This window comes from Marichromatium sp. AB31 (assembly GCF_003718685.1).
Lineage (GTDB): Bacteria > Pseudomonadota > Gammaproteobacteria > Chromatiales > Chromatiaceae > Marichromatium > Marichromatium gracile.
Genome location: NZ_RHFI01000005.1, coordinates 60,727 through 77,354, shown reverse-complemented (window position 1 = coordinate 77,354; position 16,628 = coordinate 60,727). Strand labels below are relative to the sequence as shown.

14 protein-coding genes are annotated in these 16,628 nt (G+C 67.9%); 11 read left to right on the top strand and 3 right to left on the bottom strand.

The window, feature by feature from the left end; translation table 11 throughout:
• The first annotated feature begins 4 nt into the window (after window positions 1-4).
• The 11 genes from bchB (at window position 5) to EBL84_RS05820 (ending at window position 13,967) form a co-directional block, all read left to right on the top strand.
• Complete coding sequence (gene bchB / locus EBL84_RS05870; protein ID WP_123139967.1) at window positions 5-1,594, top strand: ferredoxin:protochlorophyllide reductase (ATP-dependent) subunit B; 1,590 nt, start codon at window positions 5-7, stop codon at window positions 1,592-1,594.
• Entirely contained in the window at window positions 1,569-5,315 is a 3,747-nt protein-coding gene (locus tag EBL84_RS05865; RefSeq protein ID WP_123139966.1) for a magnesium chelatase subunit H, read from the top strand. The genes bchB and EBL84_RS05865 overlap by 26 nt, the downstream gene beginning before the upstream one ends.
• 26 nt (window positions 5,316-5,341) lie before the next feature.
• Window positions 5,342-6,190 (top strand): ferredoxin:protochlorophyllide reductase (ATP-dependent) iron-sulfur ATP-binding protein, encoded by an 849-nt coding sequence (gene bchL / locus EBL84_RS05860; RefSeq protein ID WP_207301277.1) that lies wholly within the window; start codon window positions 5,342-5,344, stop codon window positions 6,188-6,190.
• Window positions 6,190-6,891, top strand: coding sequence for a magnesium protoporphyrin IX methyltransferase (gene bchM / locus EBL84_RS05855; protein WP_123139964.1), 702 nt, complete (start codon window positions 6,190-6,192; stop codon window positions 6,889-6,891). Before bchL ends, bchM begins: the two co-directional genes overlap by 1 nt.
• Window positions 6,892-7,157: 266 nt before the next feature.
• The gene (gene puhA / locus EBL84_RS05850; RefSeq protein ID WP_123139963.1) at window positions 7,158-7,940 is read left to right on the top strand and encodes a photosynthetic reaction center subunit H; all 783 of its coding nucleotides are present in this window, start codon (window positions 7,158-7,160) and stop codon (window positions 7,938-7,940) included.
• A complete protein-coding gene (gene puhB / locus EBL84_RS05845) occupies window positions 7,937-8,578 on the top strand; it encodes a photosynthetic complex putative assembly protein PuhB (protein ID WP_123139962.1) in 642 nt (213 codons plus the stop codon). The genes puhA and puhB overlap by 4 nt, the downstream gene beginning before the upstream one ends.
• Window positions 8,579-8,629: 51 nt before the next feature.
• Window positions 8,630-9,049, top strand: coding sequence for a photosynthetic complex assembly protein PuhC (gene puhC / locus EBL84_RS05840; protein WP_223806025.1), 420 nt, complete (start codon window positions 8,630-8,632; stop codon window positions 9,047-9,049).
• Between the two features lie 134 nt (window positions 9,050-9,183).
• On the top strand, window positions 9,184-10,092 hold the full coding sequence (gene puhE / locus EBL84_RS05835; protein ID WP_123139960.1) for a putative photosynthetic complex assembly protein PuhE: 909 nt from the start codon (window positions 9,184-9,186) through the stop codon (window positions 10,090-10,092).
• Between the two features lie 485 nt (window positions 10,093-10,577).
• Window positions 10,578-11,936, top strand: coding sequence for an oxygen-independent coproporphyrinogen III oxidase (gene hemN / locus EBL84_RS05830; RefSeq protein WP_123139959.1), 1,359 nt, complete (start codon window positions 10,578-10,580; stop codon window positions 11,934-11,936).
• Entirely contained in the window at window positions 11,933-12,544 is a 612-nt protein-coding gene (gene bchJ / locus EBL84_RS05825) for a bacteriochlorophyll 4-vinyl reductase (protein WP_123139958.1), read from the top strand. The genes hemN and bchJ overlap by 4 nt, the downstream gene beginning before the upstream one ends.
• 4 nt (window positions 12,545-12,548) lie before the next feature.
• A complete protein-coding gene (locus EBL84_RS05820; RefSeq protein WP_123139957.1) occupies window positions 12,549-13,967 on the top strand; it encodes an AMP-binding protein in 1,419 nt (472 codons plus the stop codon).
• A 42-nt stretch (window positions 13,968-14,009) separates the two neighbouring features.
• Here the strand turns inward: EBL84_RS05820 and EBL84_RS05815 are convergent, their stop codons facing one another.
• The 3 genes from EBL84_RS05815 to EBL84_RS05805 are packed head-to-tail and all read right to left on the bottom strand — an operon-like array spanning window position 14,010 to window position 16,606.
• Complete coding sequence (locus EBL84_RS05815) at window positions 14,010-14,780, bottom strand: DUF4412 domain-containing protein (protein ID WP_123139956.1); 771 nt, start codon at window positions 14,778-14,780, stop codon at window positions 14,010-14,012.
• 27 nt (window positions 14,781-14,807) lie between these two features.
• Complete coding sequence (locus tag EBL84_RS05810; RefSeq protein ID WP_082805914.1) at window positions 14,808-16,145, bottom strand: phenylacetate--CoA ligase family protein; 1,338 nt, start codon at window positions 16,143-16,145, stop codon at window positions 14,808-14,810.
• A 23-nt stretch (window positions 16,146-16,168) separates the two neighbouring features.
• Window positions 16,169-16,606 (bottom strand): hypothetical protein, encoded by a 438-nt coding sequence (locus EBL84_RS05805; RefSeq protein ID WP_005221249.1) that lies wholly within the window; start codon window positions 16,604-16,606, stop codon window positions 16,169-16,171.
• Window positions 16,607-16,628 lie beyond the last annotated feature (22 nt).

The following is a 16,628-nucleotide window of genomic DNA, read 5'->3' as shown; positions in this document are numbered from 1 at the left end:
CATCATGCAGCTGACGCTCTGGTCCTACGAGGGGCCGCCTCATATCGGCGCGATGCGCGTCGCCGCCTCGATGAAAGGCGTGCATCTGGTGCTGCACGCGCCCCAGGGAGATACCTATTCCGATCTCCTGTTCACCATGATCGAGCGGCGCGACTCGCGCCCGCCGGTGACCTATACCACCTTCCAGGCCCGCGAACTCGGCGCCGATACCGCCGAGCTGGTCAAGGACACCATCCAGGCCTGCTACGACCGCTTCTCGCCCGAGGTGCTGTTGATCGGCGAGTCCTGCACCGCCGAGCTGATCCAGGATCAGCCCGGCGCGCTCGCCCAGGGCATGGGGCTGCCGATCCCGGTGCTGCCGCTGGAGTTGCCGGCCTATACCCGCAAGGAGTCGTGGGGCGCCAACGAGACCTTCTACCAGTTGGTCCGTGGCCTGCTGCACGAGCGTCGTCCGGCACCCGGTGAGTCGCGTCCGCCGCGCCCCGAGGGGCAGCGCCCGCGCGCCAACCTGCTCGGGCCGATCTCGCTCGGTTTCCGCTGTCGCGACGACGTCACCGAGATCACCCGGCTGCTCGACATGATCGGCGTCGACGTCAACGTGGTCGCGCCGCTCGGCGCTGCGCCGGCCGACCTGCTGCGTCTGCCCGAGGCCGATTTCAACATCTGTCTCTATCCCGAGACCGCGGACCAGACCTGTCTCTGGCTCGAACGCATGTTCGGTCAGCCGACGGTCAAGACGGTGCCGCTCGGCATCGGTGCCACCCGCGACTTCATCGCCGAGGTCGGTCGGGTCGCCGGGATCGATACGGGCAGCATTCCGATGCCCGACTGGTCTAGAATGCCGTGGTACTCACGCTCGGTCGACTCGACCTATCTGACCGGCAAGCGGGTCTTCATCTTCGGCGACGCCACCCATGCGGTGGCCGCGGCGCGGGTGGCCAGCGAGGAACTCGGGTTCACCGTGGTCGGGCTCGGCACCTATGCGCGCGAGTTCGCCCGCGAGGTCCGCGCCGCGGCCAAGCAGTATGGTGTCGAGCCGCTGATCACGGACGATTATCTCGAGGTCGAGGCGCGGGTGGCCGAGGCGCACCCGGAACTGGTGCTCGGCACCCAGATGGAGCGCCATATCGCCAAGCGTCTGGGGGTGCCGTGCGCGGTGATCTCGGCGCCGGTGCACGTGCAGGACTTCCCTGCGCGCTATGCCCCGCAGATGGGCTTCGAGGGCGCGAACGTCCTCTTCGACACTTGGGTCCACCCGCTGATGATGGGTCTCGAGGAGCACCTGATCACCATGTTCAGGGAGGACTTCGAGTTCAACGACGCGTCGACCCCGTCGCATCTGGGACATGGCGCGAGCCCCGGACGGGCCCCTGAAGCCGCCGCGTCCGCACAGCCGGAGGAGACGCCCGCCGCCGCGGCTGGCGACCCCGCTGCAATGGCTTGGGCACCGGAAGCCGAGCAGGAACTGAAAAAGATCCCGTTCTTCGTGCGCGGCAAGGCCAAGCGCAACACCGAGCGCTATGCCACGGAGCGCGGGATCCAGACCATTACTGTGGAGACGCTCTACGATGCCAAAGCGCATTTCGGCCGCTGATCAGCGCGCCAAGAAACCCGATGAGACTCCGGTTCGCGTCGTCATCATCAACCTTGACGGGCATCTGGCGGGAACCACCGAGCGCGCACTGCCGGAGGTGCGGCGCGACCTCCCGGGTCTGGAGCTGAGTCTGCACGCGGCGACCGACTGGGCCGGTGACGCCGAGTCGCTCGAGCGTTGCCACGCCGACATCGCCCGGGGTGACATCATCATGGTCACCATGCTGGTGATGGAGGAGCACTTCCGCCCCATCCTGCCGGCGCTGCAGGCGCGTCGCGACGACTGCGACGCGATGATCGTGTGCATGTCGGCCAGCGAGCTGATGCGCCTGACCAAGCTCGGCGGCTTCACCATGGACGGCAGCGCCCAGGGCGGCCCGATGGCGCTGCTCAAGCGTCTGCGCGGCAACAAGGAGCGCAAGCAGCAGAGCGCCGGCGCCCAGCAGATGTCGATGCTGCGCCGCATCCCCAAGCTGCTGCGCTTCATCCCCGGCACCGCGCAGGACGTGCGCGCCTATTTCCTCACCCTGCAGTACTGGCTCGCCGGCTCCGCCGACAACCTCGGCAACATGATCCGTTTCCTGGTCGACCGCTACGCCGACGGCGAGCGGCGCCATCTGCGCGGCACCCTCAAGGTCGGCGCGCCCATCGAATATCCCGAGGTCGGGCTCTTCCACCCCGCCGTCAAGGGTCGCATCACCGAGCAGCTCGCCCAGCTCCCCAATCCCGGCAAGGGTGGCTTCAAGGGACGTGTCGGCCTGTTGCTGATGCGCTCCTACGTACTCGCCGGCAACTCCGGGCACTATGAGGGCGTGATCAAGGCGATCGAGGCCCACGGTCTGCAGGTGGTCCCGGCCTTCGCCAGTGGGCTCGACGCCCGTCCGGCGATCGAGAAGTTCTTCATGAAGGACGGCAAGGCGACGGTCGATGCGGTGGTCTCGCTTACCGGCTTCTCGCTGGTCGGCGGTCCCGCCTACAACGACTCCAAGGCCGCCGAGGAGATGCTCGAGAAGCTCGACGTGCCCTACATGTCGACCCTCGCCGTGGAGTTCCAGACCCTCGATCAGTGGCAGGACTCCGACCAGGGCCTGATGCCGGTCGAGTCGACCATGATGGTGGCCATCCCCGAGCTCGACGGCGCCACCAACCCGATGGTCTTCGGTGGTCGTACCGGCGACGGCAGCGGCGATGCCAACCGCGACATGAACGCCAAGGACGATCGCGCCGCGATGCTCGCCGCCCGTGTCGCCAAGCTGGTGCGGCTGCGTCGCGCCGAGCGCGCCGAGCGCAAGGTCGCGGTGGTGCTGTTCAACTTCCCGCCGAACGCCGGCAACACCGGTACCGCGGCCTATCTGTCGGTGTTCTCCTCGCTCTATCACACCCTGGTGTCGATGAAGGAGGCCGGCTATGGCGTCGAGCTGCCCGAGAGCGTCGATGACCTGCGCGAGCGTGTGGTCAACGGCAACGCCTCGCGCTTCGGTGCTCACGCCAACGTCCACACCCGCATCGCCACCGACGACCACGTCCGTCGCGAGCCGCATCTCGCCGAGATCGAGGCCCACTGGGGTCCGGCCCCGGGTCGTCAGCAGAGCGACGGCGCCTCGATCTTCGTGCTCGGTGCCCAGTTCGGCAACGTCTTCGTCGGCATCCAGCCCTCGTTCGGCTACGAGGGCGACCCGATGCGCTTGCTGTTCGAGAAGGGCTTCGCCCCGACCCACGCCTTCTCGGCCTTCTATCGCTATATCCGCGAGGACTTCGGCGCTCACGCGGTGTTGCACTTCGGCACCCACGGCGCGCTCGAGTTCATGCCGGGCAAGCAGGCCGGTCTGTCCGGCGCCTGCTGGCCGGATCGTCTCATCAACGATCTGCCCAACGTCTATCTCTACGCCTCCAACAACCCCTCCGAGGGCGTCATCGCCAAGCGTCGCGCGGCCGCGACCCTGGTGAGCTATCTCACCCCGCCGATCGCGCATGCCGGTCTCTACAAGGGGTTGGTCGAGTTGAAGTCGTCGATGGAGCGGTGGCGCTCGCTGCCGCCGAGCGAGACCGACGAGCGCGCTCAGCTCGCCGAGGTGATCCAGGCCCAGGCCGCCGAGCTGGAGCTCGCCGAGCTCGAGCCGCAGTGGGCCGGCACCGAGATCGACTCGCGCATCACCCGCCTCAACGAGGAGGTGCTCGAGCTCGAGTACACCCTGATCCCGCACGGTCTGCACGTGGTCGGCGAGGCGCCGACCGACGAGGAGCGCATCGACACCCTGGTGGCGGTGGCCGAGTCGACCCGCGACATCCGCCCGGAGCGCGACGCGGTCGCGGCACTGGTCGCCGGCAAGTCGCCGGAGAAGGCGCTCAAGGCCGCCAAGATGGCGACCTCCGAGGAGAACGTCGAGCTGTTCCGCGAGCTGGCCAAGATCAACCTGCAGCTGCAGCAGGACACCGAGACCCCGGCGATCCTCGCCGCGCTCGACGGACGCTTCATCCCGCCGGCGCCCGGCGGCGATCTGCTGCGCACCCCGGAGATCCTGCCCACCGGTCGCAACCTGCACGGCTTCGACCCCTTCCGCATGCCCAGCCGCTTCGCCCAGCGCGACGGCGCGCTGCAGGCCAAGCTGCTGATCGAGCGTCACCAGGCCGAGGGCAACGGCTTCCCCGAGAGCATCGCGCTGGTGCTCTGGGGCACCGACAACCTCAAGACCGAGGGTGGCCCGATCGGTCAGGCCCTGGCGCTGATGGGTGCGCGCCCGCGCTTCGACAACTACGGCCGACTGTGCGGCGCCGAGCTGATCCCGCTCGAGGAGCTGGGACGCCCGCGCATCGACGTGGTGATGACCCTCTCGGGCATCTTCCGCGACCTGCTGCCGCTGCAGACCAAGCTCCTCGCCGAGGCCGCCTTCCTCGCCGCCGAGGCCGACGAGCCGGTCGAGCAGAACTTCATCCGCAAGCACGTGCTCGAGTACATGGAAGCGCACGACTGCGACCTCGAGACCGCCGCGCTGCGGGTGTTCAGCAACGCCGACGGGGCCTACGGCGCCAACGTCAACAACCTCATCGACAGCAGCAGCTGGGACGAGGACGGTGAGCTCGCCGAGACCTATACCCGGCGCAAGAGCTTCGCCTACGGCCGCTCCGGCAAGCCGATGCAGCAGACCGAGCTGCTCAAGGACGTGCTCGGCAAGGTGCAGCTGGCCTATCAGAACCTCGACTCGGTCGAGCTCGGCGTCACCACCGTCGACCACTACTTCGACACCCTCGGCGGCATCGCCAAGAGCGTCGGTCAGTTCAAGGGCGACGAGGTGCCGGTCTACATCGGCGACCAGACCCGTGGCGACGGCGTGGTGCGGACCCTGGCCGAGCAGGTCGCGCTCGAGACCCGCACCCGCATGCTTAACCCCAAGTGGTACGAGGGCATGCTCAAGCACGGCTACGAGGGCGTGCGCCAGATCGAGGTCCATGTGACCAACACCATGGGTTGGTCGGCCACCACCGGTCAGGTCGCCCCCTGGGTCTACCAGCAGCTCACCGAGACCTTCGTGCTCGACGATGAGATGCGCAACCGGCTGGCCCAGTTGAACCCCACCGCCTCGGCGAAGGTCGCCAACCGACTGATCGAGGCGCACGAACGTAACTATTGGTCGCCCGACGAGGCGACGCTCGAGGCCCTGCGCAAGGCGGGCGAAGAGCTTGAAGATCGCCTTGAAGGCGTCGTCGAGGAGGCTGCCGCGTGACGAAGTACCTGGACGGAGAGGGCAGCATGCAGGTGCAGCTCGATCCCAACCTGCAGATCGAGTCGGCCAAGGTCTTTGCCGTCTACGGCAAGGGCGGGATCGGCAAGAGCACCACCTCGTCGAACCTGTCGGTCGCCTTCTCGAAGCTCGGCAAGCGGGTGCTGCAGATCGGCTGCGATCCCAAGCACGACTCGACCTTCACCCTGACCAAGTGCCTGGTGCCGACGGTCATCGACGTGCTCGAGTCGGTCGACTTCCACGCCGAGGAGCTGCGCCCCTCCGATTATGTCTACGAGGGCTACAACGGGGTGATGTGCGTCGAGGCCGGCGGCCCGCCCGCCGGCACCGGTTGCGGCGGCTACGTGGTCGGTCAGACGGTGAAGCTGCTCAAGCAGCATCATCTGCTCGAGGACACCGACGTGGTGGTCTTCGACGTGCTCGGCGACGTGGTTTGCGGCGGTTTCGCCGCGCCGCTGCAGCATGCCGATCGCGCGCTGATCGTCACCGCCAACGACTTCGACTCGATCTTCGCGATGAACCGCATCGCCGCGGCCATCCAGGCCAAGGCCAAGCACTACAAGGTGCGTCTCGGCGGCGTGGTGGCCAATCGCAGCCGTCAGACCGACGAGATCGATCGTTTCATCGAGGCCGTCGGTCTCGAGCGTCTGGCACACCTGCCCGACCTCGACATCATCCGTCGCAGCCGACTGAAGAAGTCGACCGTGTTCGAGATGCAGCCGGAGCCGGACTCCGGGCTGGAGGCCGCGCAGCAGCAGTATCTGCAGCTCGCCCAGCAGCTCTGGAACGGGGTCGAGCCGCTGGACGCGCGACCGATGCGCGATCGCGACATCTTCGATTTTCTGGGGTTTGACTGATGACCGAGGGTTCCTATCAACAGCGTCGGAGTCAGATCAAGACCTACTTCGACCGCACCGCCTCCGAGGCCTGGTCGAAGCTGACCTCGGATGCCAAGGTCTCGCGTATCCGCGAGACGGTGCGCGCCGGGCGCGACGACATGCGCAACACCCTGCTCAGCTGGCTGCCGGGCGATCTCGCCGGCAAGCGTCTGCTCGACGCCGGGTGCGGGACCGGGATGCTCTCGGTCGAGGCGGCGCGCCGCGGTGCCGAGGTCTGCGCCATCGATGTGGCGCCGAGTCTGATCGAGGTGGCGCGTGAGCGCCTGCCGGCCGATCTCGGGCCCGGTGTGGTCCACTTCGAGGCCGGTGACATGCTCGACCCGGCCCACGGTCGCTTCGATTACGTGGTGGCCATGGACTCGCTGATCCACTACAGCCCCGAGGATGTGGTGGATGTGCTCGCCGGGATCGCCGAGCGCACCAGCGGATCGATCCTGTTCACCTTTGCGCCACGGACGCCCTTGCTGGCACTGATGCACGCCGTCGGCAAGTGGTTCCCGCGCAGCGATCGCTCGCCGGCGATCGTGCCGGTGAGCCTGGAGCGACTGCAGGCGCTGATCGCCGCCGAGCCCAGGCTCAGTGGCTGGAAGCCAGGGCGCACCCACCGGGTGATGGTCGGCTTCTACACCTCTCAGGCCCTGGAGCTGGTGCCGGCATGAGTGCCTGCCCCAGGGTGCAGTGCGCACTGTCCACGCCGCGCGTGGCTGTGTTCGGGTCGCGCCACGGGGCGGAGAGGGGTCCGGTCGAGACCGGTTTGTCGGCCGGTTATGGAGTTGTCACATCACGCGAGTTCGTTTTTTCATCTGCCACGTTGGTCGTCACTGGTGCGCTTGCGGGTCTGGCCCATCGACCCGGTCCAAGGCGGTCATCGCGCTTCGGTCTGGCCGGTTAGCCGGCTGGCCATTTGTCCTACGGAGGTCACAACATGAATGCTGCCATCACTGAATACATCGATGTCGCCCAGCTCACGATCTGGGCTTTCTGGTTCTTCTTCGCCGGTCTGATCTACTACCTGCGTCAGGAAGACAAGCGCGAGGGTTATCCGCTCGACTCCGATCGCACCGAGCGCTCGGGTGGTCGCGTCAAGGTTGTCGGTTTCCCCGGCATGCCCGCGCCCAAGACCTTCATCCTGCCGCACAACGGCGGTACCGTGCAGGCGCCGAACCCGAAGGCACCGGAGACCAACCTCAAGGCCAAGCCGATCGCGCCCTTCCTCGGTGCCCCGATCGAGCCGATCGGCGATCCGATGACCGCTGGCGTCGGCCCGGGCTCCTCGCCCAACCGTGAGAAGCACCCCGACCTCACCGAGGACGGTCGTCCGAAGATCGTGCCGCTGCGCGTGGCCACCGACTTCTCCATCTCCAGCAAGGATCCCGATCCGCGCGGCATGACCGTGGTCGGTCTCGACGGCGCCAACGGCGGCACCATCACCGACGTCTGGGTCGATCGCTCCGAGCCGCAGATCCGTTACCTCGAGATGAAGACCGCTCAGGGTGGCAAGCAGGTGCTGCTGCCGATCAACTTCTGCCGCTTCAACAAGAAGGAAGGCAAGGTCAAGGTGGTGTCGCTGCGCGGCGAGCACTTCGCCAAGGTGCCGACCCTGGCCAGCCCGGATCAGGTCACCCTCTATGAAGAGGACAAGGTCTGCGCCTTCTATGCCGCGGGCAAACTCTACGCCACCGAAGAGCGTGCAGAGCCCCTGCTGTGAAGGAATACGACTTCGAGCCTATTCGGGGTTTGCCCGAGCAGCTTCCTCCTGGTGAGGAGCTGCTCTGGCAGGGCGCGCCGCGCTGGAACGTCCTGGCGCGGCGCGTCTTCCACGTCAGGAAGATCGCCGTCTACTTCCTGTTGCTGGCAGTGCTGCTGGCATTCGGGTGGGCGGATCAGGGCGGCGTTGCCGCCGTGGTGCAGGGAACGCTGTGGATCGCCATGCTGGCGGCGCTGGCCATCGGCGCCCTCGTGTTGCTGGCCTGGGGGATGGCGCGGACCACCGTCTACACCATCACCTCGCGTCGGGTGGTGATGCGGATCGGTGTGGCGCTGCCGATGATGATGAATCTGCCCTTCGCGCAGATCCGCACCGCTGATCTGCGTCGCTACGCCGATGGCTGTGGCGACATCCCCCTGCTGCTCGCTGAGTCCGCGCGTCCTTCCTACGTGCTCTTCTGGCCCCATGTCCGCCCCTGGACCTTCTCGCCTCCACGCCCGATGCTGCGGGCGATCCCGGACGTCGACCGGGTCGCCGGAATCCTGGCCGATGCCCTCAAGGCCTTCGCCGAGAGCGGCGAGGAGCAGGATTCCGCGAGCGACAGCGAGGCCGAGTCCAGTCCCGCAGCCGCTTCCTGACGAGGTCTCATCTTGAGTGATCCATTTGGTGAACGCCCGTTTCCGCGGGGCGTGCTGATCGCAGTCGCGATCCTGCTCGGCTCGATCATCCTGATGATCAGCATCGCGCGTCTCACCGGCATGTCGCCGGAGCAGATCCCGGTGGCCCCGGCGGTCGAGACCAGGGATCTGCGTTTCGAGTCGCAGCCCGAGGACGTGCTCGCCGTCTACGACGACACCACCGGCGAACTGATCGAGACCTTCGCGCCCGTCGAGGGCGGTTTCGTGCGTGGCGTGCTGCGCAGCATGGGGCGCGAGCGCATGCTGCACCAGGCCGAGGCCGGGGCACCCTTCCAGGTGGCGCGTCGCGCCGACGGTGCGATCACCCTGGAGGATCCGGAAACCGAGATCCTGATCCGGTTGCGCGCCTTTGGCGAGAGCAACGAAGGCGTGTTCGCCGAACTCCTGGACGCCGAGCCGGTCTCCCAGTGAGCCCATTCGTGGCGCGTCCCCGCGGGGACGCGCCTGCTCGCGCGTATCGACCCTGATGCGACCGGGCAGCGGATGGTCTCGGTGATATCGGCGAGCCCTGCGGCTCGCCTCAGCAGCAGAATGGGTCGCATCGCATGACCGACTTCGGTTTCCCAGTCCTCTTCGCGCTCGGGCTGTGGTGGTTGGGCACCGGCGTGGTGCTCTATCTCGACAATCTGCCGCGTCGCACCTTCCGCTGGACCATGCTCGGCGGCATCGTGGTGCTGGCGGTGGCAATCTTCGGTTTCGCCCTGAGCAGCCTGCACGACGGCCGTCTCGCCGCCTATGCCGGTTTCACCTGTGGTCTGGTGATCTGGGGGGTGTTGGAGATGAGCTATTTCACCGGCTTTCTCACCGGTCCGCGCAAGCTTGCCTGCCCCCGGGACTGTCGTGGCTGGCGTCGCTTCTGGCTGGCGGTGCTCACCAGCCTCTATCATGAGCTGGCGATCATCGCCACCGCCGTGTTCCTCATCCTGATTGCCTGGGAGCAGCCCAACCAGGTCGGGGTCTGGACCTTCATGGTGCTGTGGCTGATGCGCTGGAGCGCCAAGCTCAATCTCTTCTTCGGTGTGCCCAACCTCAACGAGGATTGGCTCCCCGAGCATCTGCGCTATCTCAAGAGCTACATGCCCAATCGCGGCATGAACCTGCTCTTCCCGATCTCGATCACCGTCTCCACCGTGGTGGTGGTGCTGATGGTGCTCGAGGCGATTGCGCCACACTCGGCCGGCGCCGCCGCGGTGCGCCTGAGCCTGGCCACCACACTGCTCGCGCTGGCGCTGCTCGAGCACTGGCTGCTGGTGCTGCCGCTGCCCGACGAGGCGCTCTGGTCCTGGGCGTTGCCGAATCGCCAGGATGCGGCCAAGGATGATCAGGGTGGCTCGGGTGCGGACGGTGGCGCGCTGCGCTCGGCGGTTTCGCGCACCCGCCCGCAGGGCGGCGAGGGCGGTGATTATGCCGCCCCCGCCTGTGGCCGACGAACCGGATGGGCCTCCGGGCTCTGAGGGTTTCGGCCTACCTGTGCAAGGTGTCGAGCGGGGTGGTCGGCATCGCGCCGCATGGGTGCCGGGAACTTTTTCGTCGGTCACCGTGACAAGGTAGAGCTTCGTCTGCAGTCGACGTATAATCCTCGGTGCCAGCCATGGCGAGCGCGGCGCGGTCGCATGGAGTCCTGAGCGCAGATCGACGAGACCGTCGGTGTGCTCGATCCATTCGGAAAATCCCGCTTGGACAAGCGCTTGCAAGATGCCTTCGGCGGCCCGACGGGGTGCCGAGACATCCTGAGCCAGGTTCTTCGCGGAGAGATTCATTGAGTCGTGCTGGCCGTCCAGCGCTCGCGCGCCCTCGTCCACGAGGTCCGTGAATCCGCCGGACATTCCGAGTCGGATATGGATGGATTCGAGACTGCGACACTTTGGGGTGGCCACGGCCTGGTCCGTCGCGTCGGTACCCGGATGTTCGCGGCACAACCTGAAGACAGGTTTGACACATGGCGCCTCTCTCTACCAGTGTGCCGTTCGAGTTGCTCGACCGGTATGGCCAATCCTCGAGCGGATGTCCGTTCTCCCCCTCGGGTCTGGTCTCCGACCGATCCTTCTGCGAAACCCTCTACCGAGAAGCACTCGCCGAGCTGGCAAGTGCCCCGGATGATGATCTCGCGCTCTACGTCCACGTGCCCTTCTGTCACGTGCGCTGTCTCTACTGCGCCTGTGATACCACCATCACGCATAGCGAGGAGAAGGTCGACGGCTATCTCGACGCCCTCGAGCGTGAGTTCGGGCGGGTCGCCGAGCTGATCGGGCGGGGACGCCGGGTGGTGCAGCTGCATGTCGGCGGTGGGACCCCCAATCATCTCAACGAGCCCCAGCTCGCCCGGTTGATGGAGATCGTCGAGCATCACTTCACACTCGCCCCCGATGCCTGCACCTCGATCGAGTGCAACCCCCGTCGGGCCTCGGCCGGCCAGCTCGATCTGCTCTACGGGCTCGGCTTCAAGCGCGTCAGCTTCGGGGTGCAGGACCTCAACACCGATGTGCAGCGCGCCATCGGCCGCTTGCAGTCGCTGGGGATGGTGCGCGATGTCTACCATACCGCGCGCGACACCGGCTTCGAGAACATCAGCTTCGACCTGATCTATGGTCTGCCCTTCCAGACCGCCGAGGGTTTCCGCACCACCCTCGATCAGGTGATCGATCTCGCCCCCGACCGCATCTCCTGCTTCAGTTACAATCACGATCCGGTTCGCCGTCCCCACCAGCACGCCATCGACGCCGCGATGCTGCCGAGCGCCGAGCAGAAGCTGGCACTGTTCCGCCAGGCCGTCGAGGCCTTCACCAAGGCCGGTTATCGCTGGGTCGGTCTCGACCTGTTCGTGCGCGAGGGCGATGAGCTGGCCGTCGCCCAGCGTGCTGGTCAGCTTCACCGCACCGCCATCGGCTATACCCCGTTGCCGGCCTCGCGGGTCCTCGCCTTCGGCCCCAGCGGTGTCGGTGAGCTGGGTGAGGTGCTGGTGCAGAACGAGTCCGATCTGCGTGCCTGGCGGGGACGGCTCGATGCCGGTCAACTGCCGGTCGCCGCGGGACGGCGACTGGGTGAGCGGGAGCGTCGGCGCCGTGATGCGCTGGTCTCCCTGATGTGTAACATGCGTCTGCCCGCCGCGTCGGCCGCCGCGCTCAAGGAGGACCAGGATCGTCTGCTGTGCGATGGCGACGGTGGGCTGGTCGAGGTCAGCCAGGATGGTATCCGGGTCACCCCCGAGGGGCGCTATCTGCTCCACGGACTCTGTGTCGAGCGGGGCGGTTCGAGTGGCTGGGGCAGTACGCAGTGGCGATCGATCCTAGTCCAATGAATCAACCAGTCAATACCACCGTCCCGGCCCCGGGGCGAGTCGGTCCCAACGCCATCATTCGCATCGCCGAGGCGCTCGAGTCCTTCGAAGGACGCGAGCGCGTCGAGGCGCTGCTCGAGGCCGCGGGCCTTGCGCACTATCTCGATGCCATGCCCGAGACCATGGTCGACGAGCGCGAGGTGACCCGGCTCCATGTCGCGCTGCGCGAGCTGATCGGGGTCGAGGGCGCCAAGGCGGTCTCGCGCGATGCCGGCGTGCGCACCGGCGACTATCTGCTCGCCCGGCGCATCCCGCGCCCGGCGCAACGTCTGCTCAAGATCCTGCCCGCGCCCCTGGCCAGCCGCGTGCTGATGACCGCGATCCGGCGCAACGCCTGGACCTTCGCCGGCTCCGGTCGGTTCGAGGCGCTGCCGGCTTATCCGCCGCGCTTCATCATCGAGGACGGCCCGATCTGTGCCGGCGCCCGCGCCGAGCATCCCCTCTGCGACTTCTACGCCGGGACCTTCGAGCGTCTCTACCGCAAGCTGGTGCAGCGCGAGGCGCGGGTCACCGAGACCGCCTGCCAGGCCAAGGGCGCAGAGACCTGCGTCTTCGAGGTCCGCTGGTAGACCGATGTCCGATGCACTTTCGCATGCCCCGCGGGGCATGCCGGTGCGCACTCGCTCCCCCGACTTCTCCGCCGCCCCCTGGTGCTCGGGCACCGGGCTGGCGCTGGTCTGTGGTGATCAGCGCTGGGACTACGATCGGCTCGGCGTCGAGGTCGCAGCGCGTGCCCGGCTGCTCCGCGATCAGGGGCTGGCCGCCGGTGAGCTGGTGCTCGCCCCCGATGCCCCGGTGCTCGATCTGCTGCTAATGCAGCACGCCCTGGCGCGGCTCGGTGCCGCGCTCTTCCCCTATCGTGCCGGGCTCGACCGCGAGGCCCGCGCCGACCTGGCGCGGTTGGCCGCGGTCGAGTGGCACTGGGATCCGCTCGGCGCCCGGCTCGAACGGCTCGGCCCGGGGCCCGGGACGCCCCCGGCGCGCCCCCCGGCGCTGCTGATCCGTACCAGCGGCAGCAGCGGTGGGCGCATCAAGGCGGCGATGCTCGGCGCCGATGCCGTGCTCGCCTCGGCGCTCGGCTGCAACCACAGCCTCGGGCTCGGGGGCGGCGATCGCTGGCTGTGCTGTCTGCGCACCAGTCATGTCGGCGGTCTCGCCATCGCCTATCGCTGCGCCCTGGCCGGCGCGACCCTGGTGTTGCACCAGGGGTTCGCCGTCGAGCAGGTGGCGCACGATCTCGATGCGCACGCCATCACCCATCTCTCGCTGGTACCGCCGATGTTGGCGCGTCTGCTCGATCACGGCGTGCGGCCACCGGCCTCGCTGCGGGTGGTGATGGTCGGTGGTCAGGCGTTGAGCCCGGCGCTCGCCGCGCGCGCACTCGAGGCCGGCTGGCCGCTGCACGTCACCTACGGGATGACCGAGACCGGCTCGCAGATCGCCACCTCGGCGCGGCTGCACGCGGCGCCGTCGCCCGGACGGATCGGGCCGCTGCTACCCGGTTGTGCGGCGCGCGGTGGCAAGGCCGAGGCGCCGGCGCGGCTGTGGCTGCGTGGGCCGGTGCTGATGCAGGGTTATGCCAACCCCGACAGGCGCCCCGGCGAGGGGCTGCGCGATGGCTGGTTCGAGACCTCCGACCTCGGCTGGGTCGCCGACGCGGGCGCGCTCTGGGTGCAGGGACGCGCCGATGATCTGCGGGTGATCGCCGGCAACAACGTCTCGCTCGCCCGCGTCGAGGCGGTGCTGGCCGGGGCGCCCGGGGTCACGGCGCTCGCCGTGGTCGCGCTCGAGGACCCGGTGTGGGGGCATCGGCTGGTGGCCGTCTACAGTGGCGAGGCGAGTGCCGATGAGCTGGCGGTGTGGTGCGCGGGGCCGCTGTCGGGCTCGGAGCGTCCGCGGAGCTGGCTGCGGGTGGCGGCGCTGCCGTTGCTCGACTCGGGCAAGTACGATCGGGTGGCGATCGGTTCGCTGGCGCGGACGGGGTCGGGCTGAGTCGGGTGCCGTGGCCGGCGCGCGCCGGCCACGGGGCGCGGATCACTGCGCCGGCGGGTGTCCGGCTGGGGGCGCCATGCCCATGCCGATCTCCTTGAGCTGATAGTCGTCGGGGACGGTGAAGAAGTCGTCGGCGATCGTCTCCTGGCGTACCGCGGTGACCTCGGTCTCGGTCCGCACCTCGGTGCCCATCATGTTCATGGTGCTGATGGTGAGGATCGGGAAGCCCTTGATCTTGTCGAGCTCGGCCATCTGCTCGGCGCCGCCGGGGATGTCGCCGGCGCCGGCCATGCGCATCATCCGGGTGTAGGGACGGACGTCGAGATCGATCTCCTCGGTCGCCCACACCTCCTGCTCGACCTGCATCATGCCCTGCTTGGTGACCGCGTACTTGCGGCACTCCCAGTCGCCGATCTGGCGGGTCTCGCCGGTGTCCTCGACGCTCACCTTGGTCTCGCTGATCATCGCGCGCATCTGCGCCATGCTCGGGTCGGCCATCGCCTTGGCGACGTCGTCGACGTTGATGGTGAAGTACTGCTGCAGACCGTCGTTGAGGAAGGTGATCACCCCGGACTCGGGGTCGAGGATCATGCTGTCGGCGTTCTCGCCGCTGTTGACCACCTTCATCTTGCCCGCGGCGATGTAGGTCTTGGTGAGGCTCTCCTGCGGCCCCTCGGTCATCACCGCCGAGCCGCGATTGACGGTCTCGATATAGTAGCCGTCGCCGGCGACGGCGAGCAGCGGCAGCAGCAGGGCGGCGAGCAGCAGCCCGGCCGGGAGTCGGGTTCGGCGCGCGGTATGGATCATGGTCATGCTCTCTCCTGGGATGTGGCCCTTGGGTCAGTCGTTGAGCCGGCGCTTGTCGAGTACGCGCCGGGCCTTGCCGACGAAACGCTCGATCGATCTCGGCTCGACCAGGTCGACATGGGCACGGATGCCGGCGACGGTCTGGATCTCGCGGCTGATGTGCTCGCACAGCCCCTGCATCCGGTCCATGCGATCGGAGAAGATCTCCGGGCGCATCTCGACCTTGACGTGGACCTCGTCGAGGGTGCCCGGGCGGTCGACCTCGATCAGATAGTGCGGGGTGGTGCCCTCGACGCGCAACAGCGCCTCCTCGATCTGCGAGGGGAAGACGTTGACGCCGCGGATGATCAGCATGTCGTCGGTGCGCCCGGTCACCCGGCTCATCCGCATGGTGGTGCGGCCGCAGGCGCAGGGCTCGCGATAGAGCCGGGCGATGTCGCGGGTGCGGTAGCGGATCAGCGGGGTGGCCTCGCGGGTGAGGTTGGTGATCACCAGCTCGCCCGGCTCGCCCTCGGCGACCGGCTCCAGGGTCTCGGGGTCGAGACACTCGACGATGAAGTGATCCTCCTGGATGTGCATGCCGTCGTGCAGCGGGCACTCGCCGGCGACCCCGGGGCCGAACACCTCCGAGAGCCCGTAGTTGTTGAACGCCTGCAGCCCGAGCTGGTCCTCGATCTCGCGGCGCATGTCCTCGGTCCAGGGCTCGCCGCCGAAGTGGCCGTAGCGCATCGGCAGGGTGGCCGGATCCATGCCGAGTTCGCGCGCGCTATCGGCGATGGTCAGCGCATAGCTCGGGGTGCAGATCAGCACCTCGGGGGTGAGCTCGCGCATGATGTCGATCTGGCGTCGGGTGTTGCCCGCCGCCGCCGGGATCACCGCCGCGCCGACCCGCTCGATGCCGTAGTGCAGGCCGAACCCGCCGGTGAACAGGCCATAGCCGAAGGCGACCTGGGCGGTGTGCGCCGGGCGCAGCCCGCCGGCGACGAGAAAGCGCGCGCACAGCTCCGACCAGGTGCGCAGGTCCTGCGCGGTGTAGGCGACGAAGGTGGGCACGCCGGTGGTGCCCGAGGAGCCGTGGATGCGCGCCAGCTCCTTGCGCGGCACGGCGAGGAAGCCGAGCGGCTGGTGGCGGCGCAGGTCGTCCTTGGTGGTGAAGGGCAGGCGCCGCAGATCGGCCAGCGAGCGGATGCTCTGCGGGCCGATCTCGGCGTGCTTGAACTGATCGCGGTAGAAGGGCACCTGGGCCACGCGCTCGACCATGGCGCGCAGTCGTTCGAGTTGCAGCGCCGCGATCTCCTCGCGCGGGAGGGTCTCGGCGCTGCGGTTCCAGATACGGTTCTCGCTCGACCAGTCGGGGTCTTGGTTGGACATTGGCATTGGGTCTGTGGTTGGCGTCAGCCGACGTGACGCATCAGTTCCTCGGCCTCGACCACGTGCAGCCCGTGCTCGAGCAGGACCTCGATGGCGCGGTCGGGGTCCTCGAAACGGAAGATCAGGATCGCCTTGTCGTCGCGGCGCAGCGAGAAGGCATACATGTACTCGATGTTGAGTTCGGCGGCCTCGAGCACCGCCAGCGCGCCGGCCAGGCCGCCCGGGCGGTCGAGCACGTCGACGGCGACCACCTCGGTCTGCTTCACCACCCAGCCGCCTTGCTCGAAGATCTGCTTGGCCTGCTCCCACTCGCGCACGATCAGACGCAGGATGCCGAACTGGGCGGTGTCGGCGAGCGACAGGGTGAGGATGTTGATGTCCTCGGCCGCGATCGCCTCCAGCGGTGCCCCGAGCTGGCCGGGACGGTTCTCGAGAAAGAGTGACAGTTGTTGCAGTTTCATGGGTTCGACTCCCCTTTGTGCA